Here is a 25,805-nt window from a genome sequence, read left to right as displayed (position 1 = left end):
CCCACGCGACGATCGTGCCGAAGACGACGTTGACGGCGGCGGCAATGAAGGCGGTGCCGAAGCTGATTTCAAGCGCGTTGATGGTGCGGCGGTCGGTGACGATCGCCCAGAAGTCGGTCCAGCCGAGCGCCGCCGAGCGCCAGATCAGCCCGGACAGGGGGATGAGGATGATGAGGGTGAGGTAGGCAAGCGAGAAGCCGAGCGTCAATCCGAAACCCGGAATGACGCTCGGCTGCCTGAATCGCCACCTCGCCTTGGCGGGTGCTGTGGTCATGTCGTCCTGATCTAAATGCTACTGGGCCGGCTTGTAGATCTGGTCGAATATACCACCATCGCCGAAATGATAAGGCTGTGCCTTCTTCCAGCCGCCAAAAAGCGGGTCGTCGATGGTGATCAGCTTGATCTCAGGCAGCTTGGCCAAGTCCTCCGCCGGCACCAACTCGGGCTTCGAAGGGCGATAATGGTTTTTGGCGATGAGCGTCTGGCCTTCCTTGGAATAGAGATAGCTCAGATAAGCTTCGGCAACTTTCCGCGTGCCTTTGGCGTCGACATTAGCGTCGACCACGGCGACCGGCGGCTCGGCCAGGATCGAGGTCGGCGGGTAGACGATATCGAAATTGTCGGCGCCGAACTCGTCGAGCGCCAGATAGGCCTCGTTTTCCCAGGCGAGCAGCACGTCGCCCAGCCCTTTTTGCGCGAAGGTCACGGTTGCGCCGCGCGCACCGGTGTCGAGAACCGGGACATGCGCATAGAGATTGCCGACGAATTCCTTGGTCTTGGCCTCGTCGCCGCCATCCTTGGCGCTGGCGTAGGCCCAGGCGGCGAGATAGTTCCAGCGCGCACCACCGGAGGTCTTGGGATTCGGCGTGATCACCTGGACGTCGTCCTTGACCAGATCGCCCCAGTCATGGATGCCCTTGGGGTTTCCCTTGCGGACGAGAAAGATGATGGTCGAGGTGTAGGGCGCCGAATTGTTTTCGAATTTCGTCCGCCAGTCGGGATTGATCCTCTTCGCTTTCGAGACAATGGCGTTGATATCGCCTTCGAGCGCCAGCGTCACCACGTCGGCGTCGAGGCCGTCGATCACGGCGCGAGCCTGCGCGCCCGACCCGCCATGCGACTGCTGGACGGTGACCGTCTCGCCTGTCTCGGCCTTCCAGTGGGCGGTGAAGGCCTCGTCGAATTGCTTGTAGAGCTCACGCGTCGGATCATAGGACACGTTGAGAATGGTGGTGTCGGCAAACGCGAAACCGAGCGTGCCGAACTGGACAGACGTGGCGACCAGTGCGCCGAGCAGTTTCCTGAAATGAGGTTTGGTCATTTCCGCCTCCGTTGAACTCGCGCCAAATCTACCGAATTGATAGAATTTAGATGCATTCAATGTTGCCTTTTTTGGCCTATTGAAGCAATTTTTCGCCTAGTTTCGGCGATGCGAGAAACTATTTTCCCGCATGGACCATGATCGCGCTCCCGACGCGATTATCTAGAGACGGCTAGCTCTTCGGCAATGGCTGCGTCGCGCCCGAAGGTTTCGGCCGGCTATTCGGCGGTAACGGGAAAGTTGAAGCGCTCTTTTGGAAACGGCTCGTTCTCCAGCGTGAAGTGCCACCATTCGCGGGCGTAATTCTTGAAGCCGCGGGCACGCATCGCCTCGACAAGTCTTTTGCGGTTAGCCGCCGCTTCACGGGCTATCGGTCGGTGAGCCGTTTCGCTCGCTGGATCGAAACAGTCGAAACCCGTGCCGAAATCGAGCGTGTCGGCATCGGTCGCGCCGCAGGCCGGTTTCGGAGCGCTCTTGCGGTCGGCTCGCGCGATCGCGACATCGACCGTCGATCCGCGCGAATGGGTGGACAGTTCGCCGATATAGCCCTTGGCGATGAGATCCTTGCGCTTGACCTTTGGGTACCATTGCGGGTCCGGTGGCCCGCTCGTTTTTGTCCATTCACCCATGTCGGAGACAGCCCGCGCAGGGCGATAGCAGTCGAACACGACCAGCGTCAGTCCTTCGGCGGCAATCGCTTTCTGCACTGCCGAAAGCGCTTGCGCCGCTTGCCTGGTGAGGACACATACCGGCGCATCGTAGCCGCTTACCTTGCGATGCAGGAAATTTTCGGGGCCGGCATAGCGGATATCCTGCCGGATATTGGGATCGATGTCGGCTAGCCGAACAAAGCTGGCGGGCAGCGCGTCAGCAGACGCCGAGGAAATACCGGCGGCCGAAAGCAAGACGTAAAATCCAATCCCCTGAATCACCTGCCGGAATCTATTCAAGGGAAATTTTCACTCGACGAAAACCTTCACGCTGGCCGCGCGTCCCGCCGCGTCGATCACGGTCAGGGTCGAATAGCCGGCGCCGTCCGGCTGCCAGGTCGCGGTGCGCCGCCGGTCGATGCCGACCAGCGGCTTGCCGTTGGCCAGCCAGCGGAATGGTGCGCGGCCGCCTTGCAGCTTGAGCACCAGCGGCGAGGCGTCGGCCGAGGAAGTGCCGAGATCGACGCGAGCGCCGTCGGGCGGAAAGATGATGGTTGGCGCAGGTTCGGTCGGCGTCGCCTGTACCAGCCCATCGGCGCCGGCGCCGAAGCGCGTCAGCGTCACCGGCAGCTCCTCGCGCTTCGGACGCCGGACGCCGGACGGCTGGCTCGGCAGCGGTACGGCGGCCAGGCTGGAACGGACAAAACCTTCGAACAGGATGGGCGCAGCCGAGACATAGCCGGACAGGCCGGGCACCGCGCCGGCGTCGGGGCGGCCAACCCAGACGCCGAGCACGTAGCGGCCGTCGAAGCCGACCGACCAGGCGTCGCGATAGCCGTAGGAGGTGCCGGTCTTGTAGGCGATGCCGCGTTGGGCGGCACCCTGGGGAGGCTTGACGCCTGACAGGATGTCGGTGATCTGCCAGGTCGCCTGCCCGTCGAGGATGGTGGTGGTCGAGCGTTCGGCATTCGCCGGCTCGGTGCCGTCATGCAGCGTGTGTGCCTTGCCGCCATTGGCAAGGCCGGCATAGAGTTGGACCAGGTCGCGCAGGGTCACCCCGACGCCGCCGAGGCCGATCGCCAGGCCGGGCGCTTCGTTGACGGGCAGGATAGGGGTCACATCGGCCTGGCGAAAGCGTGCCATCAGCCGGGCCGGGCCGACCGCGTCGAGCACGCGGATCGCCGGCACGTTGAGCGACAATTGCAGCGCCTGCCTGATGCTGACATCGCCCTGATAGCCCATGTCGAAGTTCTTCGGCCGATACCCGGAGAAATCGGCTGGGCTGTCCTCGATCAGCATCTCCTGCGCCACCAGGCCTTGTTCGAAGGCGAGGCCGTAGATGAACGGCTTCAGCGTCGAGCCAGGCGAGCGAACGACCTTGGTCATGTCGATCCAGCCCGAACGGCTGGCATCGAAGAAATCGGCAGAGCCGACCTCGCCAAGAATATCGCCGGTGCGGGCATCGGCCAGCACCATGGCCACCGAGAGGCGAGGGCCGAGCCTGGCGGCCGCGTCCTTGGCCACCTGCTCCAGCCCTTCCTGGACACTCTTGCGGATCGTCAGTTGCAGCTTCTGGCCGGGAATGGCCTTGGACAGCGTCGTATAGGCCGCATGGGCAGCGAGCGCCGGCAAGGTCCGCCGCAGCCCCGACACATCGTCGAGCGCGGCACGCGCGGCCTCACGTTCGCCGAGCAGGCCTGCCGAGACCATGCGGGTCAGCACGCGGTCGCGGGCGGCATGGGCGACGTCGAGGTTGCGGTCAGGGCGCCGCTTTTCCGGCAATTGCGGCAAAGCGACGAGCAGGGCCGCCTCCGAGACCGTCAGCCGTTTCGGCTCCTTGCCGAAATAGGCAAGCGAAGCGGCGCGCACACCTTCGAGATTGCCGCCATAGGGCGCCAGCGTCAGATAGCGTTCGAGGATCTCGCGCTTGGAAAGCCGCCGTTCGATCTGGAGGGCGCGCAGCATCTGCTTGATCTTCGAGCCGAGGCTGCGGCTGTCGCGCGGTTCGATCAGCCGGGCGAGTTGCATCGGCAGCGTCGAACCACCGGAGACGATATGGCCGCTGGTCGCGAACTGGCCGGCGGCACGCGCCAGTGCCAGCACGTCGACGCCTTGATGATCCCAGAAACGCTTGTCCTCATAGGTGACCAGCATGTCGACGAACTGCTTGTCGACCTGGTCCAGGGTGGTAGCGAGCCGCCAGTAGCCATCCGGCGTAGCGAAGGCGCGCAGCAGCTGGCCGTCTCGGTCCTGCACCTCGGTCGAGACCGTCAAAGCAGCCGGCAGCGGCGGCGGAAAAGCGCGGTCGAGCTGCCAGAGGGCGGCGGCGGTGATTGCAGCGAGACCGGCCAAGGAGATGCCCGTGATGGCCGCTCGGCGCAGGAATTTTCTGGAGAGCATGGCGCCGCCCCTCATCCGCCTGCCGGCACCTTCTCCCCGTTTAGTGACGGGGAGAAGGGGGCTGTCGCGAACCTTGGCGCCTTTTCTGCGACGTTAAAGTTCGGCGAAAACTTCGGCGCATGGCTCTTTCTCCCCGTCTCTATACGGGGAGAAATGCCCGGCAGGGCAATGAGGGGCAGCGCCATCGCCATATTCCTATCCGCCATTTTTTGCCTTACGGCGCCTTGACCTCCATCATGCCGGTGGCGGTGCGGGCCGAATATTGCGGCCGGTACATGTCCTCGATCGTTGCCGCCGGGTGGGCATAGGTGCCCGGCGTCACCGCGCGCACGACGTAGGCGAGTGTGATGTTGCGGTCGCCGTCGCCGTCGTTGGGATTGAACGCCGCGACGAAACGGTCGTCGCGGAATTCGAGATGGGCGGCATCGGTCTGCGCCAGCCAGGAGAAGTTCGTCAATTGGGCGCTGGAGACCAGGCCCGGATTGTCGATCTCGAAGCCGGCCGGCAACAGGTCGGTGATCAGCAGTCGCGAAGGCCAGGTGTTCTGCTCGTAAACCTTGAGCACGACGACATAGCGTTCGTTCTGCTTGACCTCCGTCACGTTGGCCTCTGTGCCGTCTAGCTTGTAGTAGGTACGGCTGATGGTAAAGCCGTTGCCGCCGGCCGGCAGAGGCTGGATCGGCGAGGCCACGGTGGTGACGACCGCCTGCAGCGGATTACTGCCGGTGTTGACGATGGTCAGCGGACTGTCGGCCAGGTCGCCACCGGCGATCTGGTCCGAATAGCCGCCGGCATGCGGTGCGCCGTTGACGGTCAGCGCGATCGAATCATTGCCGGCCTTCAGCGCGCGGGCCGCCAGCAGCATCCAGGACTCGTCCTGTGTGCTGGTCCACCTGGCGTCGGCGCGTTCCCTGGTCACTAGTTGGATCAGCGCCGGCACGATGGTCGGCACCGGCTTACTTTCCGCGGCAAGCGCCAGGATCGCCGCGCCGTCGCGCAGCGGCGAGCCATAGTCGGACCGGTAATAGTCATATTCGGGCGTCGACTTGGCCAGCTGCAGCGCGGCCTGGAAGGTTGCCTCCGAGCGCTGGGTGTCACCGTAGAGCGCGAGAGACGCCGCCAATTGGGCGACGGCCATCGGGCTGGTAAAGGCTTCGAGCTGGGTGTCGGCATAATAACGCAGATCGCCGACCGAGGCCTTCTTGTTGCGGGCAAGCACATAAAGCGCATAGGCGATCTCGCTGCCGCGATCCTGGACGTCCTGATCGTAGCCGATCGCGTTCTGCAGATTGCTCAGCGCCTGGTTCATCGCCAGGGCCGGCACGTCGTATTTCTGCTCGCGCGCCCGGGTGAGGAAATCGGTGACATAGGCGTCGAGCCACAGATCGCCGGAACCCGGACCCCACAGGCCGAAGCTGCCGGCCGATGCCTGATAGCTCAGCACCTTGTAGATGGCGTCCTGGACGCGGCCACGCAGATCGGGGTCGCTGGCCATGCCGATGCCGGAAGCCATCTCGTTGACGTAGAGAAGCGGCATGGCGCGGCTGGTGGTCTGTTCGGCGCAACCATAGGGATAGCGGTCGAGCGTCATCAGCAGCGACGGTACATCGAAGGCAGCAGCCTGCGAAACGCCGACGCTGACCGAAGCGCCATCGAGCAGGCTTGCCGCCAGCAGTTCCTTGTCGACGCGCAGCGCGCCGCCATTGCCCTTGAGGTCGACGACCATGCGGGTGGTCACAGGCAGTTGCGCCGGGCGCACCGGCACATAGAGCGTCTGCTCGACGGCGGTGCCGTCGGCATGCGCAAGCTTGATGGTGATCGAGGCGTTGCCCGCGGTCTGCGCAATCAACGGCACGGTCAGCGTCTGCCGCTTGCCTTTGGCCAGCGTCAGCTTTTCAGGCAAGGCGGCACTGCCGGTAGACAGGTCGCCCGTCGTGTCGATGGTCAGCTTGTAGTCGCCAGCGGGGCCGTCGGTGTCGGCGACGTCGAGCCGCATGACGGCGGAATCGCCGGGCGCCAGGAATCGCGGCAGGCCGGCGGTGATCACCACCGGATCGCGAACGATGACGTCGGACTGGGCATGGCCGACTGCTTCCTTTGTCCAGGCGACGGCCATGACGCGGACGGTGCCGTTGAACTGCGGAATGTCGAAGTCGATCCGCGCCTTGCCGTCGGCGTCGAGCTGGACCGGGCCGGAGAAGAAGGCGACCAGCTTTTCGGTCGGCGGACTGCCTTGCGATTGCATGTTGGCGCCGTCGCCGCCGGTGCGCAGCTTACCGGTTGTGCCCAGCGAGCCGTCGATCAGCCGGCCATAGATGTCGCGAACCTCGAGACCGAGCATGCGCTGGCCAAAGAACCAGTTCTCCGGATCCGGTACCTTGTAGTTGGTCAGGTTGAGGATGCCGACGTCGACGGCCGCGACCATGACATAGGCGTTGGTGCCGGGCTGCACGCCGGCTACGGCGACCGGGATCGACAGCTGCTGGCGCGGCATGGTCTTGTCCGGCGGCGCCAAGCTGACGGCAAGCTTCCGCGAGCCGGGATCGAGCTTCAGCCATTTGACGCCGATGGCGCGCGCCGGCATGCGTGTCTCTTGCGCATCGCCCGGCCTGAACAGCGTTGCCGTGACGTAGGCGCCGGCACCCCAGTCGTCGCCGACCGGGATGTCGACGGTGCTGCCGCCGGCCGGCACGCTGGCGGTGACGGTCTTCAGGAGCTTGTCGGCGCCGATGGTGACGAGCAGCTCGCCGGCAAAGTGCGGCGACACTTTGAGCTTGGCCACTTCACCCGCCGCATAGGTATCCTTGTCGAGGGCGATCTCGAGGCCGTCGGGCGTTTCGGTGGTGGTGGAACTGACATACCAGCCGGCGTCGAACTCGTAGCTGGTGGCCGGGCCTTCCGGATCCGCTGTCTCTATCTCGAGCCGGTAGCGGCCCCAGTCGACCGGCAGCGACACCGTCGCCTCGCCATCGGCGCTCAGGTCGACCTGGCCGTTGGCCACCGCCTTGGTGAAGGTGACCGGCTCATAGTTCCAGGAGTTGCTCGAGCGGTACCACTGGTAGCTACGCTCGACCTTGACCAGCGACCACTGCGCGCCCTTCAGCGCCTCACGCTTGCCGTCTGGGTCGACAGCGATCAGGCTGAACTTGGCCGTGCCGCCTTGCGGCACCTCGTTGTCGTCGAAATCCGGGCGGATGCCGATCATGTGGCCCTGCGGGCGGATGCCGATATTCAGCGAGCGCTCGACGGCACGGCCGCCGGTTTCACGCATCCTGACAGTGACCTTGGCATCGACCAGCTTGGTGGTGGATGGCAATTGATCGACGGAGACCGGGAAGGTCGCCTTGCCGTCCTCGCCGACCACCGGCAGGCCGGTGAAGGGCGTCACAGTCGGTTCCGCCGACTGTTCGTCGGCCAGACCGAAGGAATAGCCTTTGAAGCGGTCCCAATCGCTGGCGGTCGACAGCGTCAATTCGCCTTCGAGCGCGAGGCCCGCGGCCGGCGCGCCGTAGAGAAAGCGGCCGTCGACGGTAATGTTGGCGGTCTCGCCCTGGGCGATCTCCTGCTTGTCGGAGGACAGGTCGAACTCGATGCGGTCCGGTACGAAGTCCTCGACCAGGAACATCTGGCTGGCGACCGCCGCCTGCTTGGGATCGGTATGGATCGCCACCGTCCAGGTGCCGCGCATGGCGTTGGGTTCCAGCGGCAGGTCGACTGCGTGACCGCCGGCCGATGCGCCATCGCTGACGATGCGGCGGTCCTCGACGCCGTCGGGCCGCGAAAAGATGAAGGTCAGCGGCAGGTTCTCGACCGCCTTGGCGGCACTGTCGCGGGCAAGGGCCGCGACATGGACATCTTCGCCGGCGCGGTAGATGCCGCGCTCGGTCCAGGCATAGACGTCGAGCGCGCCAGGTGCCGGCCGTCCGGCGACGCCACGGTCGGACAGGTCGAAGCCGGCGCGGCCCATATCGAGGAAGACGAAATCGTCGTCGCCCTGTTTGGCCATCAGCACGGCCGGCGCCATGCCGCTGTCGCCGCGCGTCAGGCCGGGATTGAACACCGCCCGCCCTTCCGCGTCGGTGGTCGCGGTGCCGAGGATTTCATTGTTCCTGGCCAGCAGCGTCAGCTCGGCGCCGGCGATCGGCTTGGCGGTTGCGAGCGAACGGGCAAAGACGTTCAGCCCATCCTGTCCGGTATAGGTCGACAGGCCGATATCGGAGACGACGAACCATTGCGTGGCGTGCGAATCATAGTCGTCGCTGCGATCGTCGACGGCTTGTGCGGTCAGCACATAGACGCCGGGCTTGCGCTTCGGCAAAGCCTCGTCGATTGGGAAGGAGGTGGTGACTTCCTTGTTGAGGTCGTTGGCGATGTCGAGCTGGCCTTGCCAGACCGGCTCGCCCATCTGTTCGGAGATGTTCGAAATGTCGTAGCCGTCAAGCTGGCGCAGGAACTGATATCCCGACAGAAGCTGGGCCAGCGAGCGGTCGCCGATGCGGAAGAGCTTCATTTCGGCGGCATTCATGTTGACGGTGACGACCGGTATGCCGCGGCGTGCGCCTGCGGGCAGCACGAAGCTGTCGCCGGTGAAGCGGGCCGAAGGCGCGCGGTCCTGCACGTAGATCGACAGAACCACCGGTGCCGCGGTGACTTCGCCAATGGCGGCCGGCAAGCCGGCGCGGAAGGTCACGTCGTAATGTTGGCCGTGCTCGAGTCCTTCGACGCAGATCTGCTTGTCCTTGGCTTCGACGCCCTTGGGAGCGGCGTTGTCGACAGTAACGAACTGCGAGTAGTCGACGCCGGTCTTGACCAGTTCCTCGGAGAACTGCGCGCAGATGCGTGGCGCGCTGGTGTCGGCATCGACGGTATGATCGATGACGCGGAAGCCCTTGCGGGCCTTGAGATCCTGATAGGCGGCCCTGACTGCCGGCGAATTGACGAGAGCGAGGCTCGCCTCGTAGGCCTGCAGGGCCGGCCTGTAGAGATCGCGGCGATCAAGGCCGTCCCCGAGCAGCGCCAGCACGTCGGCGCGCGTCTTGGTGGTGCGCAGCAATTTGTAGGCGTTGAAGGCGGCGGAAGTGGCGTTCGCCGGTAGGGTCGACGGCTCCGAGCTGTTGGCGGTCGGATGGACGGCAAGCGTTTCGCGCGCCAGCTCGAGCCAGAGCTGGCCATCATAAGGCAACACCGAAACCGCCGCTTCGTATTTGTGCATGGCCGAGCGATGATCGCCCGTCAGCGCCGACTGTTCGGCGGCGGCCCTCAGCGCCGTCAGCCCTTCTGTCGGCTTGGTGTAGGTCGGGCCAGTGAGCTTGTTGCGGTATTGCTGGGCCTGGTCGGCCATCCAGTTGGGGAAGAAGGCGAGTTCGGGTGGCGCGCCGATGTCGGGATCGCCATCGATGTTGACGATCTTGCCGGCGACGGCGCCGCCGAAGGGTTTCAACGAATTGTAATCGGATTTAAGGAAGCACCATTTGGCCTTGAGGTTGTAGGTGAAGGCGCGGCAGGCCGGGTCGCCGAGGCAGGTGGTCTTGCACTGGTCGAGGCTGACATTCTGGTCGGATCTGAGATCGAAACCGAAATAGTCGGAATTGTCCGATGTCACCACCCGCCGGGCTTCGGCCGCTTGCGCGACACCGCTCCAGGCAAAAAAGAGAAGGAAAAGAATCGATAGACCACGAGCCGCGCGCATTGCCATAAACCCCTCCAGACAAGTGCTTACGTCCAGAAATCTTCAAGCTTCAGTCGCGCTTGTCAACATCGGGACGCGGCAGGATCCGCCTGCCAACGGTTTGCTTTCCGGCCGGTGACCGGTAGTAGCTCCATAGGACAGGGGATCACGCTTTCTTGCGGCGACGCAGAAGGTGTGAGTTCCAAGCCCTGTCTATTTCAGCAATTGGATTGTGGCCCCTTTACGAGTGCTTCAGAACTTCATTCCAATTTTAGGTTTGCGAGCTAGGCTAGGAGCGTAATGCCGGCGTATGAAAGGCAGATGTCGGGAGGAACCGCGCCACGGCGCGCGCTTTCGCGCGCCCTGCTTTTCGCATTGTTGTGCTCTACGGCACTTGTTGCCGAAACCGGAAGTGCGGCAGCCTTCGAGATTTTCGGCATCAAGCTGTGGGGATCCAAAGACGAAGATGCCGATATCGTCGACCCGCTGCGCTATGCGGTGACGATCGAGGCGCCGGACGCCGACAAGGATCTCGCCGAGAAGCTCGAAAACGCCTCGGCGCTGAAGGCCGACGAGGAACACCCGGTATCCGGTTCTCTCGGCCTGCTGGCCAAGGCGCGCAGTGACCGTGAGCAACTTGTTGCCGCACTCTACGCTGACGCGCGCTACGAGGGTGTGGTCACTATCACGATCCAAGGCAAACCGCTCGACGATCTGCCGCCCGATGCCGAATTTTCGGGTCCGCAGCCGATACCGGTGGTGATAAGCATAGCAGCCGGGCCGAAATTCACGCTTGGCAACATCAGACTGGAAGGCGATGCGGCGGGGCTGGCAAGTGCCGATTTCGGCCTGATCGCCGGCGGTGACGCCAGTTCGGGCGCCGTGCTCAAGGCCGAGGCGGCGATCGTGCGGGCACTCAAGCAAGAAGGCAGGCCGCTGGCCAAGGTGACGGGCCGCGAGATCGTCGCCGAGCACGCCGGTTCGACGCTCGACGTGACGCTTGCCGTCGCGGCCGGCCCGGTCGCCGGCTATGGCGACACCACTGTCGAGGGCACGGAAAAGGTCGACCGCGACTTCACCGAATATATGACCGGCCTTAAGCGCGGGCGCCAATATTCGCCCGATGAGATCGACGATGCGCGCGACCGGCTGCTCGGGCTCGAGGTCTTCAACAGCGTGACGGTGAAGGAAGCCGACGCCCTCGACGCCGAGGGCAACATCCCGATCGGTGTCCAGGTAAGCGAACGCAAGCCGCGCTATTTCGGCATTGGCGGCAGCTTCTCAAACACCGAAGGGCTGGGCCTCGAAGGCTATTGGGGGCATCGCAATCTGTTTGGCCGCGCCGAAAGGCTGCGCATCGACGGCAAGATCAGCGGCATCGGCAGCAACGACTTGACCCAGCTCAATTACAATGCCGGCGTCATGTTCGAAAAACCGGGTGTGATCGGGCCGGCGTCGAAATTCATTGCCAGCGTCAATACCGTGCTGGAGCACCCCGACGCCTACGACCATTTCTCGGTCAAGGGCAGCACCGGCCTATCCTACGAACTGGACAAGAAGCAGACGGTTTCCGCGCAAGTCGCGCTGGATTATTCGAGGATCCACGACGCTTTCGGCAAGCACACCTATCTGATCGCCAGCATTCCACTGCAATATGTCTACGACAATCGCGACAGCAAGCTCAATCCGACCCGGGGCTTCAGGGTGCTGGCCTATGGCGAGCCGAGCTACGACATTTTGAGCGGGGCTGCGTTTGTCAAGCTGAAGGGCGAGGGGTCGGCCTACCAGTCACTCGATTCGACCTCGAAATTCGTTTTCGCCGAACGTGTCGCCATCGGCTCTATCATCGGCGCCAGTCTTCAAGATGTTCCGGCAGATCGACGCTTCTACTCAGGCGGCGGCGGTTCGGTGCGCGGCTATGCCTATCAAGGCATCGGCCCGAAGGACAGCAATGGAGAGCCGATCGGCGGGCTTTCCTTCTTCGAGACCTCGGTCGAGATGCGCATCGCCGTCACCGACAAGATCGGCGTCGTGCCGTTCGTCGATGCCGGCACGGTGTCGACCAGGCAGGTCCCCGATTTTTCGGACATGAAGGTCGGCGCGGGTGTAGGCTTGCGCTATCTGACGGCGTTCGGGCCGCTGCGCGTCGACGCGGCGGTGCCGCTCAACCGCGGCCCCGACGATCCTCATTTCGGCATTTATGCCGGCATCGGCCAGGCATTCTGATGGCAATATTCAGGCGCATCCTCCGTATCCTTTTCTACACGCTGCTCATCGTCGTGGCAGCGGCGGTGGGGGCGCTCGTCGTGCTGACCAAAACCGAGCGCGGCCGCGAAAACCTTGCCGGCATCATCTCGACCATGGCCTCGACCGGTGATCGCAAGGTCACTGTCGTCGGCATCGACGGTATCTGGTCGGGCGCGCTGAGGGTCGATCATGTCGTTCTGGAGGATCGCGAAGGCGCCTGGATGGTGGCGCGCAACGTGGCCATCGACTGGTCGCCGCTGGCACTCCTGTCGAAGAGCTTCAGCGCCGATCGCATTGGGGCCGAGCGTATCGAGTTGGCAAGGCTGCCGGTGGCCAATACACAGTCGAGCCAAAGCGGAGCGACGACGCTGCCGGTTTCCATCGACGTCAGGCAACTCGACCTTCCCGAAATCGCGCTCGGGCAGGCTCTGGCCGGCAGCGGTGTCGCCGAACTTGCAGCCAAGGGAGCGCTCAAGGCGGACGCCTCACCATTGGCGATCGAGACCAACCTCAACATCGTTCGCCACGACGGTAAGCAAGGCACGGTCGACGCCAAAGCCCATTTCGCGCCGGCCGACAACAAGCTCGACCTCGACCTTAAGGCATCCGAGCCGGCCGGCGGCATCATCGCCAACCTGCTCAACCTGCCGGGCGCGCCGCCGGTCAACATTGTCGTTTCCGGCACCGGACCGCTCGCCAACTGGAATGGCATCGGGACCTTCGTTGTCGACGGCCGGATCGTCACCCAGCTTACCGGTCGCCATCAGCTCACCGACAAGGGTCATTATGTCGAGGCCAATGGCGATGGCGAATTCGAGCGCTTCCTGCCCGAAACCCTGAAACCGCTGTTTGCCGGCAAGACCACCTTCGACCTCGCCGGCACGGCGACCGCGGCCGGCGGCGTCGATGTCGAGCGCGCCAATATCGACAGCGGCGCCTTGCACGCGACCGCCGCCGGCATTGTCGATCCGAACGGCGCCAGCGACCTTTCGGTGAAGCTCGCCGCAAAGGGGCCGCCGATCGTGCTCAGCCTCGGCAGCGAGGCGCAACCGATAACCGTGGCAATCAAGGATGCCACGGCCCGCGCTTTCGGCGATGGCAAGGCGCCGATGGTGGATATCGGCGCGTCGCTGATCTCGGTGGTGGCGGGCGGCACGCGGGTGGACGACCTGATCGGGCAAGTGCATTCCGATGGTTTCGACATCCAGAACCGTAGCGGGCCGGTCACCATCAAGCTGACGGCGGCCGGCCTGAACACCGACGTCGCGACTTTGGCGCCGCTGGTAACGGGCAGGGTCAGCGCCGGTTTCGACGGCTCCGTCAGCAAGGAACAGATTGTCGTCGACGACGGCACGCTACGCAGCGACGCGCTCAATGCGTCCGTAACAGCCACAGTGGCGCTTGCCGATCTGTCGATGACGCTCAAGATGAATGCCGACGCGGCTTCGACGGCGCTGCCGCCGCAAATCAGCTCGGTTCTCGGCGAGCGCGTGCAGTTTTCCGCAACCGCGACACGCGACCCGGACGGTGCGTTCGCCGCCAACGCATTGCAACTCACCTCGGGCACGCTTAGCGCCAGCGGCACCGCCAGTGCGCAAGGCACCGATATCCGGGCCGATATCAAGGGTACGCTGGGCGACGTGTCGGTGCTGTCGCCGCTGGTCGGCGCCAAGGTCGGCGGCGCCGTCGGTTTCGGGCTTACCGCAAGCGGCGCGCGCAGCGCACCGGATTTCTCGGTTTCGGCCAACAGCGACAGCCTGACGGCGTCCGGCCATGCGGTGAAGCAGATCAAGCTGAGCGCGAGCGGCAAGGCCGATATCGCCAGTCCCGCCGCCGATGTCTCGCTGACCGGCTCGGTCGACGACCAGCCGCTCGACCTCAAGGCATCGCTGGTCACAACCGACGGCAAGCGCTCCATCAATGGACTTGCCGTCTCGTTAGCCGACAACAAGGTCTCCGGCGACCTCGGGCTCGACGACAACCTGCTGCCGCTCGGCACGTTGACCCTCGATGCCGCCGATATTGCTCCGCTGGCCGCACTCGCAGGCCAGTCGGTCGCCGGCGACGTGCGCGGCACCATCCGCTTTGCGAACGACAACGGAGCGCCGACGGTCGCGATCGATGCGACGAGCGCCGTGATTTCGCGCGGCGAACTGGCGGCGAAGACAATCGCCGTCAACGCGCTGGTCGCCAATTATCTCAAAGCACCGGCAATCGCCGGCAAGATCAAGGCCGACACGATCACCTCCGGAACCACGGTGATCAGCGGCATCGATGTCGACCTGAAGCGCGATGGCGACTGGACCGGCTTTAGCGGCGGCGCCACGGTCGCCGGCATTCCGGCCAGCGCGTCCGGGCGGGTCAGGGTTGCGAACGGCACCACCAGCATCGAGCTTGCCTCGGGCGAGGCGGCCATCCGCGGCATCAAGGCAGCTGTCGCGCAGCCATCAGCGCTGACAATCGCCAATGGCAGGGTGAGCATAGAGAAATTGGCGCTCGGTGTCGGTGGTGGTTCGGTTGCCGTGTCGGGTACGGCTGGCCAGACGCTCGATCTCACTGCCACCTTGTCGGCGGTGCCGGCAGCGCTTGCCAATGATTTTTCACCGGGTCTCGATGCCGTGGGCGCGCTCAGCGGCACCGCGCAGGTCACCGGATCGTCGGCTGCCCCAGATATTCGCTTCACCGCCCGGCTCAGCGGCGCCGAAACCAGCCAGACCCGGCAGGCTGGGCTCGGGCCGCTGGATCTCGATGCGGCAGGCCGTTTCTCGTCGGCCAGCGGCCTGGCCATCGAGCAGGCGACGCTTGCCGGCGAGAAAATCTCCGGCAAGGCAGCCGGCACCCTCAATCCGAACGGTGCCAGCGATTTTTCGCTCGACCTGGCCTCTACCGGTCCGAGCCTGCCGTTGTCGCTTGGCAGCAAGGAGAGCCCGATCAAGCTCGAGCTGCAGGCGATATCGCTAACGGCGGCCGGGCAGGGCGCCCAGCCGAAGCTCGACATTTCCGCGACGCTGCCATCGGCCGCCACCAATCTAGCTATGATCGAGGGCATCACGCTTGCGCTGCACTCCGATCGCTTTGACGTGAAAGCCCGGAGCGGGCCGATCTCCGGCACCGTGATTGCCGAAAAAATCGGCCTCGACAATCCGACTATCGCGCCGCTGATCGCCGGCAAGGTCACCGCCAAACTCGCCGGCAGCCTTGCCGCCGATGCCTTCGTCATCGATAGCGGCACGGTGACCAGCGACGCGTTGAACAGCGGCTTCAACGGGCGGGTCTCGCTGGCCGACGGCGCCATCGACCTCAATGTCAAGGCGGACGCCGCCTCGGCGGCACTGCCGGGGGCGGTACGTGGCGTGCTCGCCGAGCGAACGCAATTCAGTGCCGCGCTGAAGCGGGACGCCAATGGCAATGTCACCGCCAATACCGTCAGGCTGTCGTCCGGTTCGCTGACGGCAGACGGCCAGGCGAGCCTTGCCGACAACAAGCTCAGCGCCGACGTCAAAGGCGCACTAGGCGACGTCTCGCTGCTGTCCAAGGATGCCAGAGGCGCTATTTCTTTCGCGCTGAATGCGCAAGGCGCCAGCACTGCGCCGGATCTGTCGCTGACTGTCAACAGCGACAAGCTTTCGGTGGCCGCGCGTGAGATCACCGGATTGAAGCTCACCGCCACCGGCAAGGCTGATGCGGCCAACCCGGCTGCGAATGTGCAACTCACCGGAAATGTCGCGGGCCAGTCGCTGCAGGGCAGCGCCGTGCTGGCGACATCGGACGGCAAGCGCGCCATCAACGGGCTTTTGCTGTCGCTCGGCAAGAACCGTATCTCCGGCGACCTGGCGCTCGACGATGCCTTCCTGCCGGCCGGCACCGTGGCGCTCGACCTGCCCGATATCGGTCCGCTTGCGGCCCTGGCGCTGGAAAAGGCCGATGGCGATGTGCGCGGCACGATCGCCTTCTCCAAGGCGGGTACCGTGCCGCAAGTCGCCGTCAAGGCGACGACGGCCTCGATCTCGCGCGGCGATGTCTCGGCCAAGGCCGTGAGCATCGATGCGCTGATCGCCAACTATCTGGCGGCACCGGTGATCTCGGGCAAAATCCGTGCCGACAGCGTAACTTCCGGCGGCACGGCTATTCGGGGCGTCAACGTCGATCTCAAGCGCGACGGCGAATGGACCGGCTTTTCCGGTGGCGCCACCGTCAAGGATATTCCGCTGAGGGCGGCCGGCCGGGTCAAGGCGGTCAAGGGCACGACGACGGTCGAACTTGCCTCCGGCGAGGCGACCATCCGCGGCATCAAGGCGGCCATCGCCCAGGCCTCGACCATCAACATCGCCAATGGAGTGACCAGCCTCGACAGGCTGGTGCTCAACCTCGGCGGCGGCACGGCGACGGTCACGGGCAAGGCTGGGCAGGCGTTCGACCTCAACGCGACGCTGACCCGCGTCCCGATCTCGATAGCCAACAGTTTTTCGCCGGGCCTCGATGCCGCCGGTTCCATCTCGGGCACAGTGAAGGTGACGGGGGCGCCGGCCAATCCCGCCGTTGCCTTCAAGATCGACGCCGCAGGCGTTCAGACGTCGCAGACCCGCGGTGCAGGTTTCGGCGGCATGGGCGTCTCATCCTCAGGTACGTATTCGGGCAACAGGCTGACCTTCGACGCCAACATGAGCGATGCCGCCGGTCTCGGCCTCAAGGGCGGCGGCACGATGACGACATCAGGCGGGCCCACCCTTGATCTCAACTTTTCCGGCAAGGTGCCGTTCGCCTTCCTCACCAGGACACTCGCTGCGCAAGGCCTGTCCTTGAGCGGCACGGCCGACGTCGATGTGCAGGTGCGCGGCCCGGCGACGTCGCCGGTGATCTCAGGCACGGTCCGCACGTCGGGCGCCCGTCTGGTCGATGCGCGATCGGGGCTTGCGATCAACGACATCACTGCCGATGTCGCTATCGGCAATGGCGTGGCCAGGATCAACCGCCTGACCGGCACGCTGTCGACACGCGGCAGCCTTTCGGCCAGCGGCACCGTCGGCATCGATCCGGCAAAAGGTTTTCCGGCCGACCTGTCGGTCAAGCTCGTCGATGGCCGCTATACCGACGGCAAGGTGGTCACCGCCAATCTCGGCGGCGACCTGACCATCAAGGGACCGCTCACCTCCGCGCCGGTGATTTCCGGTACCGTCAACCTGGCCAAGACCGTCATCACCGTACCCGAAAGGCTACCCGGCTCGCTGGCCGAGCTCAACGTCAAGCACAAGAATGCGCCGCCAGCCGTGCGTGCACAGGACAAGGCGTTGCGCCCGGCCGCAGCAAGCAGCGGCGGTGGAGGCAGCGGCCTCAACCTCGACGTCACGGTCAATGCGCCGAGCCAGATCTTCATCCAGGGCAGGGGCGTCGACGCCGAGCTCGGCGGTTCGCTGCGGCTGACAGGTCCGGCGTCGTCACCCCAGGCGGTCGGCACCTTCACCTTGCGGCGCGGGCGGCTGACGATCCTTGCAAAGCGGCTGACCTTCACCGAAGGCACCGTCGGTTTTTCCGGCTCTCTGGTGCCCTACCTCAATCTCACGGCGCAATCGAAGACGACCAGCGCCACCGTGACCATCGTGGTGTCGGGCGAGGCGAACAACCCGAAATTCACCTTCTCCTCGGTACCGGTGCTGCCGGAGGACGAGGTGCTGGCGCAGCTGATCTTCGGCCGTTCGATGTCGAACCTGTCGCCGCTGCAGATCGCGCAGCTTGCCGAGGCTGCCGGACAACTGGCCGGCGTCGGCGGCTCGACCTCCCTGCTGCAGAACCTGCGCAGCGCAATCGGCGTCGACGATCTCGACGTAATCACCGATGAACAGGGCGGCACCGCCGTCTCGGCGGGCAAGTATCTCAACGACCGCACCTATGTGACGATCCAGAAGGGCGACAGGCCGGGCTCGGGCAAGGCAACCGTCGATCTCGACGTTGGGCGCGGCGTCAAGCTGCGTGGCGAGGCAACCGACGCCGGCGAAGCCAAAGGCGGTGTTTTCTACGAACAGGAATATTGAAACCGGCCGTTCGCGCAGAACAACTGGTTGCCTGAAGAACGAGCGGCGCAGCGGCGAATGTCCCAGTTTAATTGCCCGTTGAGATTTCAGACGAAATCCCTGGCGCAGTAGCAAATTTGCGCCAAGACTGTCGTTATCGCGCGAACCGCCCTGCTTTCAAAGTTGCACATTCCTTGGCATGTTCCCAATCCGTGCCGTCTTTGACATCATGGCGCGGATGCGGAATGTTAAAAGGCAGAAAGCCAACAATGGGAGTTAGTCATGACGATCTACAAGAGTAACGGCGACCGCGTTCCCGATCACATCCTGGCCATGGCCGAAGATGCCAAGGCAGGCAAGATGGATCGTCGCGAATTTCTGGCTCTCGCCAGCGTCTTCGGCGCCTCGACGGCGATGGCCTATGGCATGCTTGGCCTTGCAGACCCGACGCCGGCCAAGGCGGAAGAGGTCCAGGGCAAGAAAGGCGGCGTATTGAAGGTCGCGCAATGGATCAAGGATCCGAAGGATCCGCGCAAGTCCGACTGGTCGGAAATCGCCAATGCCGAGCGCCAGGCGCTCGAGCCGCTGGTCAAATACACCACCGAATACACGTTCCGCCCCTATCTGCTGGAGAGCTGGGACGTGAATGACGACGCCACCGAATACACGCTGCATGTGCGCAAAGGCGTCACCTGGAACAACGGCGATCCGTTCACCGCAGACGACGTCATCTTCAACCTCAAGCGTTGGGCCGACAAGAAGGCCGAAGGCAATTCCATGCCAGGTCGCCTCGGTTCGCTGGTCAAGGACGACAAGCTGGATGAGAGCGCGGTGACCAAGGTCGATGACCACACGATCAAGCTGACGCTCAGCAAGCCGGATATCGCCCTCATTCCCAACGTGTGCGACTATCCCGGCCTCATCGTCCACAAGACGTTCGACGAAAAAGGCGGCGACTTCAAGTCCTGCCCGATCGGCACTGGGCCGTTCGAGCTGGTCTCCTACGATGTCGGCCAGAAGGTGGTCTACAAGCGTCGTGAAGATAACAAGTGGTGGGACGGCGAGGTCTTCCTCGACGGCATCGAGTTCATCGACTACGGCACCGATCCGGCGGCCATGGTCAGCGCCTTCGAGGCAGGCGAGGTGCACACCAACTTCGAGACGTCGGCCGACTATGTGTCGATCCTCGACGGCATGGATTTGGTGAAGTCGGAGATCGTCACCGCGTCGACGATCGTCTGCCGCACCAACGTCACCAACAAGCCTTACGGCGACCAGAAGGTTCGCAACGCCCTGCAGCTCGCGGTCGACAACAATGTCGTCCTCCAGCTCGGCTACGGCAATGCCGGCACGGTTGCCGAAAACCACCATGTCGCCCCGATCCATCCGGAATACTATGAATTGCCGAAGATTGCTCGCGACCCGGCCAAGGCAAAGGCGCTGATGGCCGAAGCCGGCCAAGCCGATTTCGAGCACGAGCTGATCACGGTCGACGAAGACTGGCACAAGAACACAGGCGACGCGATCGCCGCGCAGATGCGCGACGCCGGCATCAAGGTCAAGCGTACGGTGCTGCCGGGTTCGACCTTCTGGAACGACTGGACGAAGTATCCGCTGTCGATGACCAACTGGAACATGCGGCCGCTCGGCGTCCAGGTTCTGGCGATCGGCTATCGCACAGGTGAGGCCTGGAACGAGACGGCCTGGTCGAATCCGGAGTGGGATGCCAAGCTCAACGCTGCGCTGGCAGTTGCCGACGCCGCCAAGCGCAAGGAAATGATGAAGGATATCGAGCAGATCCTGCAGGATTCCGGCATTATCATCCAGCCTTATTGGCGCAAGCTCTACAGCCATTCGGTCAAGGCGGTGCAGAACTACAAGATGCACCCGACCTTCGAGCGCGACTACGGCAAGGTCTGGCTCGACCAGGCCTGACCGGACGATCCGGAAAGGGGCGTCTCGCCCCTTTCCCTCGCTCTTTGCATGGTCCTTGGACCGGAAGTCGGCGCAGCAAAAAGTTGCGGACTCTTCGGCCTGGGTCTGCAATAAAAAGAGTATTGCATCTGGGACTGGTCTGAAGGCTTGTTCTGCCGCTGGCGGCAGCGCACGGCTTGCAAACCGGTTCCACCCCCCAACCCGACCGGCAGGGGACCGCCATGCTTTCTTTCGTTATCAGGCGTCTCGGCACCATGGCAGTGACGATGCTGTGCCTGACGATGATCGTCTTCTTCCTGGTCAATCTCGGGCCTAATCTGAAGAAGCTCGCGATCAGCCAGACCGAAATGCACACATCCGCCGAGCAGCTTGAGGCTTGGCTGGTCAACCACGGCTATCGGCAGAATTTCTTTATCCGCTACGGCCAATGGCTGGGCATCATGCCCAAGCAGCCGGTGACCGACCCGGCGACCGGCAAGCCCGCACAGCGTTTCTCCTTCTGCAACGATCCGGTCGTGCCGACATTCTCCGGCATCCTGCAAGGCGATTTCGGTTGCTCGACCAAGTTCAAGACGACGGTCGCTTCGAAACTCTTTCCGGCGCTCAGCGCCACCGGCATCCTGATGCTCTGCGTGCTGGCCGTAATGGTGCCGATCTCGCTTTTGATCGGTATTCTCGCCGGCATGCGCGAGGGTTCACGCACCGACCGCACATTGTCGGTGGCTTCGATCGCCTCGACGGCGACGCCCGAATATGTTTCGGGCGTCATCTTCACCGTGATCTTTGCCTCCTGGCTCGGCGTGCTGAACGGTTCGGCGGCCTCGGCCAGCCAGGGCATCACCTTCTATAATTTCACCTTACCGGTGATGACGCTGGCGATATACGGCATCGGCTACATCGCTCGCATGACCCGCGCCTCGATGGTGGAGGTGATGACACAGCAATATATCCGAACCGCCCGGCTGAAGGGCCTCTCCTTCGGCAGCGTGGTGATAAAGCACGCTCTGCGCAACGCGCTGATCGCGCCATTCACGGTCATCATGCTGCAGTTCCCCTGGCTGCTCACCGGCGTCGTCATCGTCGAGGTGATGTTCCGCTACCAGGGGTTCGGCTACACCCTGGTCGAGGCCGCCGGCAACAACGACATCGATCTTCTGCTCGGCTGCTCGCTGGTCTCGGTGTTTATCGTCCTGATCACACAGCTCATCTCCGATGTCGGCTACGCGTTCCTCAATCCGCGCATCAGAGTTCAATAGGAGACCGGCGGATGCAGGTCGAATATCTCAGCGCCTTCAACGTCGTACTCGGCGTGCTTACCCGCTTCTGGCCGGTCTGGATCGCTCTCGCCCTGGTGATGGGGGCGAGCTTCGGCTACAAGAAGAAGCTAGGCCTTTACGGCCAGCTTTTCGACAGCGGCGTCGGCATCGTCGGCGTCGGCATCTGCCTGTTCTGGCTGTTTACGGCGATCTTCGCGTCGACCATCTCGCCCTTCGATCCGCTCGCCCAAGTGCCGATCATGAAGGACGCGCTGCCGGGCGCAATCGAGCCGGCGTCGAAACTTGTATACTATTTCGGCGGCGACAAGCTCGCCCGCGACGTGTTCTCCCGCATGGTCTATGGCAGCCAGATCGTGCTGATCATCGCGCCGGCGGCGACCGGTTTTGCGCTGATGGTCGGCATTACGCTCGGCCTGCCGGCCGGCTATTATGGCGGCAAGATCGATACGGTGCTGTCCTTCCTCGCCAACCTTGTGCTGGCCTTCCCGGTGATCCTCCTGTTCTACCTGCTGGTGACGCCGGGCATCATGGACACGCCGATCCCCTACGCGATGGCAGGGCTGTTCTTCCTGTTTCCGATCATCTTCTTCAGTGTGCTGTTCTGGACGCGCTACAAGAACCGCCCCGACCGCCTCTATATCCTGCTTGGCCTGACGTTGGTACTTGGCGGCTGGATATATGCAGGCCTTGTCTTCGATGCCGATCCGTTCAAGATCATCCACATCGATCCCAACCAGCTCAATATCTTCGTGGCGGTGGTGTTCGCCTCCAGCCCCGGCGTGTTCCGTATCGTGCGTGGCCTGGTCATGGATATCAAAACGCGCGACTATGTTGCGGCGGCACAAACGCGCGGTGAATCGCCCTGGTACATCATGCTGTGGGAGATATTGCCCAATGCGCGCGGGCCGCTGATCGTCGACGCCTGCCTGCGCATCGGCTACACCACGATCCTGCTTGGCACGCTCGGCTATTTCGGGCTGGGACTGGCGCCGGAAAGCCCGGACTGGGGCACGGCGATCAAGGATGCCAGCCGGCTGCTGCGCTCCTTCATCCACCCGGCGCTGCCGCCGACGATCGCATTGATGTCGTTCGTGCTCGGCCTCAACCTCCTGGCGGATTCGTTGCGCGAACAGTCTATGAAAGATTGATGCCGGGAAGATCGATGCCGGGTTCGGCCCGACATGCCTGAAGAACAAGGATTGGAGCGACCCATGAATGAGGCAGTTCGAAATCCCGCCAAGCCGACCAATGGGCCGACCAATGGGCCGATCATCGAGATCGAGAACCTGTCGATCTCCTTCTTCACCCGCAAGGGCGAGATCCCGGCCGTCATGGATTTTTCCTGCACGGTCATGCCTGGCGAGGCGATGGGTATTGTCGGCGAATCCGGCTGCGGCAAGTCGACCGTGTCGCTGGGCATCATGCGCGACCTCTCCAACATCGGAAAGTTTGTCGGCGGAAAGATCAAATTCCAGGGCAAGGACATGGGAGAACTGTCCGACGAAGAACTGCGAGCTATCCGCGGCAACAAGATCGCGATGATCTACCAGGAGCCGATGGCCAGTCTTAACCCGGCGATGAAGGTCGGCCAGCAGCTGATGGAAGTGCCACTGATCCACGACAAGGTGTCGAAGGACGAAGCTTACAAACGCGCCTTGGAAATGGTGCGCGCGGTGAAGCTGCCGGATCCCGAGCGCATGATGCGTTCCTACCCGCACCAGCTTTCCGGCGGCCAGCAGCAGCGCATCGTCATTGCCATGGCGCTGCTGTCGAAGCCTGCGCTGCTTCTGCTCGACGAGCCGACGACAGCGCTCGACGTGACGGTTGAGGCCGGCATCGTCGACCTGGTCAAGGGGCTGGGCGAGAAGTTCGGCACCTCGATGATCTTCGTGTCGCACAATCTCGGCCTGATCCTGGAGACCTGCGACCGCATCACGGTGATGTATTCGGGCGAAGCGGTGGAGACGGGCAAGATCAAGGACGTCTTCGACCGGATGCGCCATCCCTACACGCAAGGCCTGTTCCGCTCGATCCCGCTGCCGGGCGCCGACAAGAATTCGCGGCCGCTGATATCCATCCCGGGGCAGTTGCCGCTACCGCACGAGCGGCCGAAGGGCTGCAATTTCGGCCCGCGCTGCCACCATTTCGTCGAGGGCGTCTGCAACGCCGCCGAAATTCCGATGATCGCGGTCGAAGGCCATGACGGGCATTTCTCGCGCTGTGTGCGCTTCAACGAGATCGACTGGGAGGCGCTGCCACCCGGCGCCAAGAAGGTCAACGAGCGGGTGGTGCCCGGTGCGCCGGTGCTCCAGATCGAAGACCTCAGGAAGTACTACAAGGTCGGCGGCAGCGAAGTGTTCGGCTCGAGCGAGGGCCGTGTCGTCAAGGCCAACGAGACGATCTCGTTTATGGCGCGCGAATCCGAAACCGTCGCGATCGTCGGCGAATCCGGCTGCGGAAAATCGACCCTGGCCAAGGTGCTGCTCGGCCTCGAAACGGCAAGCTCCGGCCGCGTCAAGCTCGGCAACAAGGAGATCCAGTCGACCGGGATCGAGAAGCGCAGCGTCGACACGGTGTCGTCGATCCAGATGGTGTTCCAAAATCCGTTCGACACGCTCAATCCCAGCCATTCGGTCGGTTCGCAGATCATCCGTACGCTGGAAAAGTTCAATGTCGGCGACACGGTGGCCGACCGCCGCAAGCGGATGCTGGAACTGCTCGACCTGGTGAAGCTGCCGAGGGCATTCGAGACGCGCAAGCCGCGCCAGCTTTCAGGCGGCCAGAAACAGCGCATCGGCGTGGCGCGTGCCTTTGCCGGCGATGCCAAGGTGGTGGTGGCCGACGAGCCGGTCTCGGCGCTCGACGTGTCGGTCCAGGCGGCGGTGACCGAGCTTTTGATGGACATCCAGCGCAAGAACAAGACGACGATGCTGTTCATCAGCCACGATCTGTCCGTGGTGCGCTACATCGCCGACCGCGTCGTCGTCATGTATCTCGGCTATATCGTTGAGCAAGGCACGACCGACCAGATATTCGCGCCGCCCTATCACCCCTATACCGAGGCATTGCTGTCGGCGATCCCGATCGCCGACACAAGCGTGGTCAAGAAGCACATCGTGCTGGAAGGCGACATCCCTTCGGCGATGAACCCGCCGTCCGGCTGTCCGTTCCAGACGCGCTGCGGCTACAAGAAACTGGTGCCGGACAACCTTTGCGAAACCACGGTGCCGCCAGTCAAAAATCTCGGCGACGGCCATATGAGCTTGTGCTGGCTGTCCGACGACGTGCTGGCGAAAATGGAGCCGGTGATCAAATTCGACAAGGAGCACGCCGCGAATGAGGGCGTGCCGGATGATGCGAACCACGGTGTTGGCCCGGGCTTTGCCGGAGATCCGCCCAAGCGCCCGCATGGAAAGACTGGCAGCGTTGAAGCCGATGCCGAGGGCCAGGCAGTGGAGAATGCCGAAGCGGTCGCCAAAGCCCGCCGTCACGAGGTTCGGGACGAGGTTTCAGAGACCGGCACCTCAAGCTCTGCCGACAGCGCGGTGGCACCAATCATGCCGCCGACTGTCGGCGACGGCCGACAGGCCGAGGACGCCACGCGCAAGCCGCGCAAACCCAAGGGCGGCTGAGAGCCGTTAATAGGCTAGGGCGCGCATTGCCGTAGCTGCGTGGCGTAGTCCTGCGCCATCTGTTCGGTGGCATGCGCATAGCGCTGCACGTCGGCGTCGCCGCGACTGCCGCGCTTGTAGGCATTCCAGCCGAGATAGTAGGCGAGATACAGATTGTAGGTGTCGTTGCGGGCGACGCCGAGCGTGTCGGCGGTCTTGGAATGATACCAGCCGACAAAATCGACGGCATCGGCAAACCTGGTGCGGCGCGCCGCCCAGCTGCCGGTCTCGTTCTGGTATTGCGCCCAGGTGCCGTCGAGCGCCTGCGAGAAGCCGGTGGCGCTGGAGATATGTTTCCAGGGAATGAAGCCCAGCAGCTTGGTGCGCGGCGGCCTTGCGTTGCTCTTGAAGCCGGATTCCTTGCGCACCGTCGCCATCAGCACGGGAACCGGCACACCGTATTTCTGCTCGGTTCGTTGTGCCGCCGCCTGCCAATTGTCGAACCAGCCGTCATTCTGGTCGAAAACGGCGCAGACATCGTTGATGTGGTTCGGCGGCGTCGCGCAGGCCGAAAGCGTCAGCGGCACGGCAATCGCTACAATTTTACTAGAGCCTTTCACGTTTTGATGGAAGCGTAGCCGGCGTTTGCGAAGTAGTTGTTGCATTCGGTTGCCTCGATCGTTTCAAC

General features: G+C 63.6%; 11 protein-coding genes and 1 pseudogene. 6 read left to right on the top strand and 6 right to left on the bottom strand.

All coding sequences use genetic code 11. The features are described from left to right. The 5 genes and pseudogenes from NKI97_RS33455 to NKI97_RS33435 all read right to left on the bottom strand — a co-directional run. Positions 1–274 (bottom strand): annotated as a pseudogene (locus NKI97_RS33455) (molybdate ABC transporter permease subunit); the annotation flags it as partial. 18 nt (positions 275–292) lie between these two features. Next, the gene (locus NKI97_RS33450) at positions 293–1,321 is read right to left on the bottom strand and encodes a sulfate ABC transporter substrate-binding protein (protein WP_023675840.1); all 1,029 of its coding nucleotides are present in this window, start codon (positions 1,319–1,321) and stop codon (positions 293–295) included. Between the two features lie 218 nt (positions 1,322–1,539). After that, positions 1,540–2,226 carry a M15 family metallopeptidase gene (locus NKI97_RS33445; protein WP_352750236.1) on the bottom strand — a complete coding sequence of 229 codons (687 nt, stop codon included), beginning with the start codon at positions 2,224–2,226 and terminating at the stop codon, positions 1,540–1,542. A 54-nt stretch (positions 2,227–2,280) separates the two neighbouring features. Continuing rightward, positions 2,281–4,371 carry a penicillin-binding protein 1C gene (gene pbpC / locus NKI97_RS33440; protein WP_352838432.1) on the bottom strand — a complete coding sequence of 697 codons (2,091 nt, stop codon included), beginning with the start codon at positions 4,369–4,371 and terminating at the stop codon, positions 2,281–2,283. Between the two features lie 214 nt (positions 4,372–4,585). Further along, on the bottom strand, positions 4,586–10,066 hold the full coding sequence (locus tag NKI97_RS33435; RefSeq protein ID WP_352838431.1) for an alpha-2-macroglobulin family protein: 5,481 nt from the start codon (positions 10,064–10,066) through the stop codon (positions 4,586–4,588). A 273-nt stretch (positions 10,067–10,339) separates the two neighbouring features. On the opposite strand from NKI97_RS33435, the gene NKI97_RS33430 reads away from it, so the two are divergent. The 6 genes from NKI97_RS33430 (at position 10,340) to NKI97_RS33405 (ending at position 25,138) form a co-directional block, all read left to right on the top strand. Continuing rightward, positions 10,340–12,265 carry an autotransporter assembly complex protein TamA gene (locus NKI97_RS33430; RefSeq protein WP_352750234.1) on the top strand — a complete coding sequence of 642 codons (1,926 nt, stop codon included), beginning with the start codon at positions 10,340–10,342 and terminating at the stop codon, positions 12,263–12,265. After that, positions 12,265–18,315 (top strand): translocation/assembly module TamB domain-containing protein, encoded by a 6,051-nt coding sequence (locus tag NKI97_RS33425; RefSeq protein WP_352838430.1) that lies wholly within the window; start codon positions 12,265–12,267, stop codon positions 18,313–18,315. Before NKI97_RS33430 ends, NKI97_RS33425 begins: the two co-directional genes overlap by 1 nt. A 261-nt stretch (positions 18,316–18,576) precedes the next feature. Then, positions 18,577–20,229, top strand: coding sequence for an ABC transporter substrate-binding protein (locus NKI97_RS33420; protein WP_352838429.1), 1,653 nt, complete (start codon positions 18,577–18,579; stop codon positions 20,227–20,229). Positions 20,230–20,450: 221 nt separating this feature from the next. Continuing rightward, positions 20,451–21,485 (top strand): ABC transporter permease, encoded by a 1,035-nt coding sequence (locus NKI97_RS33415; protein ID WP_352453204.1) that lies wholly within the window; start codon positions 20,451–20,453, stop codon positions 21,483–21,485. An 11-nt stretch (positions 21,486–21,496) separates the two neighbouring features. Beyond that, complete coding sequence (locus NKI97_RS33410; protein ID WP_023675848.1) at positions 21,497–22,654, top strand: ABC transporter permease; 1,158 nt, start codon at positions 21,497–21,499, stop codon at positions 22,652–22,654. Between the two features lie 63 nt (positions 22,655–22,717). Then, on the top strand, positions 22,718–25,138 hold the full coding sequence (locus NKI97_RS33405) for a dipeptide ABC transporter ATP-binding protein (protein ID WP_352838428.1): 2,421 nt from the start codon (positions 22,718–22,720) through the stop codon (positions 25,136–25,138). 14 nt (positions 25,139–25,152) lie between these two features. Here NKI97_RS33405 and NKI97_RS33400 read toward each other — a convergent pair whose 3' ends face one another. Continuing rightward, positions 25,153–25,782 carry a transglycosylase SLT domain-containing protein gene (locus NKI97_RS33400; RefSeq protein ID WP_352838427.1) on the bottom strand — a complete coding sequence of 210 codons (630 nt, stop codon included), beginning with the start codon at positions 25,780–25,782 and terminating at the stop codon, positions 25,153–25,155. Positions 25,783–25,805: the final 23 nt, after the last annotated feature.

The sequence above is a fragment of the Mesorhizobium sp. M0296 genome (assembly GCF_040321675.1).
Lineage (GTDB): Bacteria > Pseudomonadota > Alphaproteobacteria > Rhizobiales > Rhizobiaceae > Mesorhizobium.
This window is presented reverse-complemented; position numbering and strand designations above follow the sequence as displayed.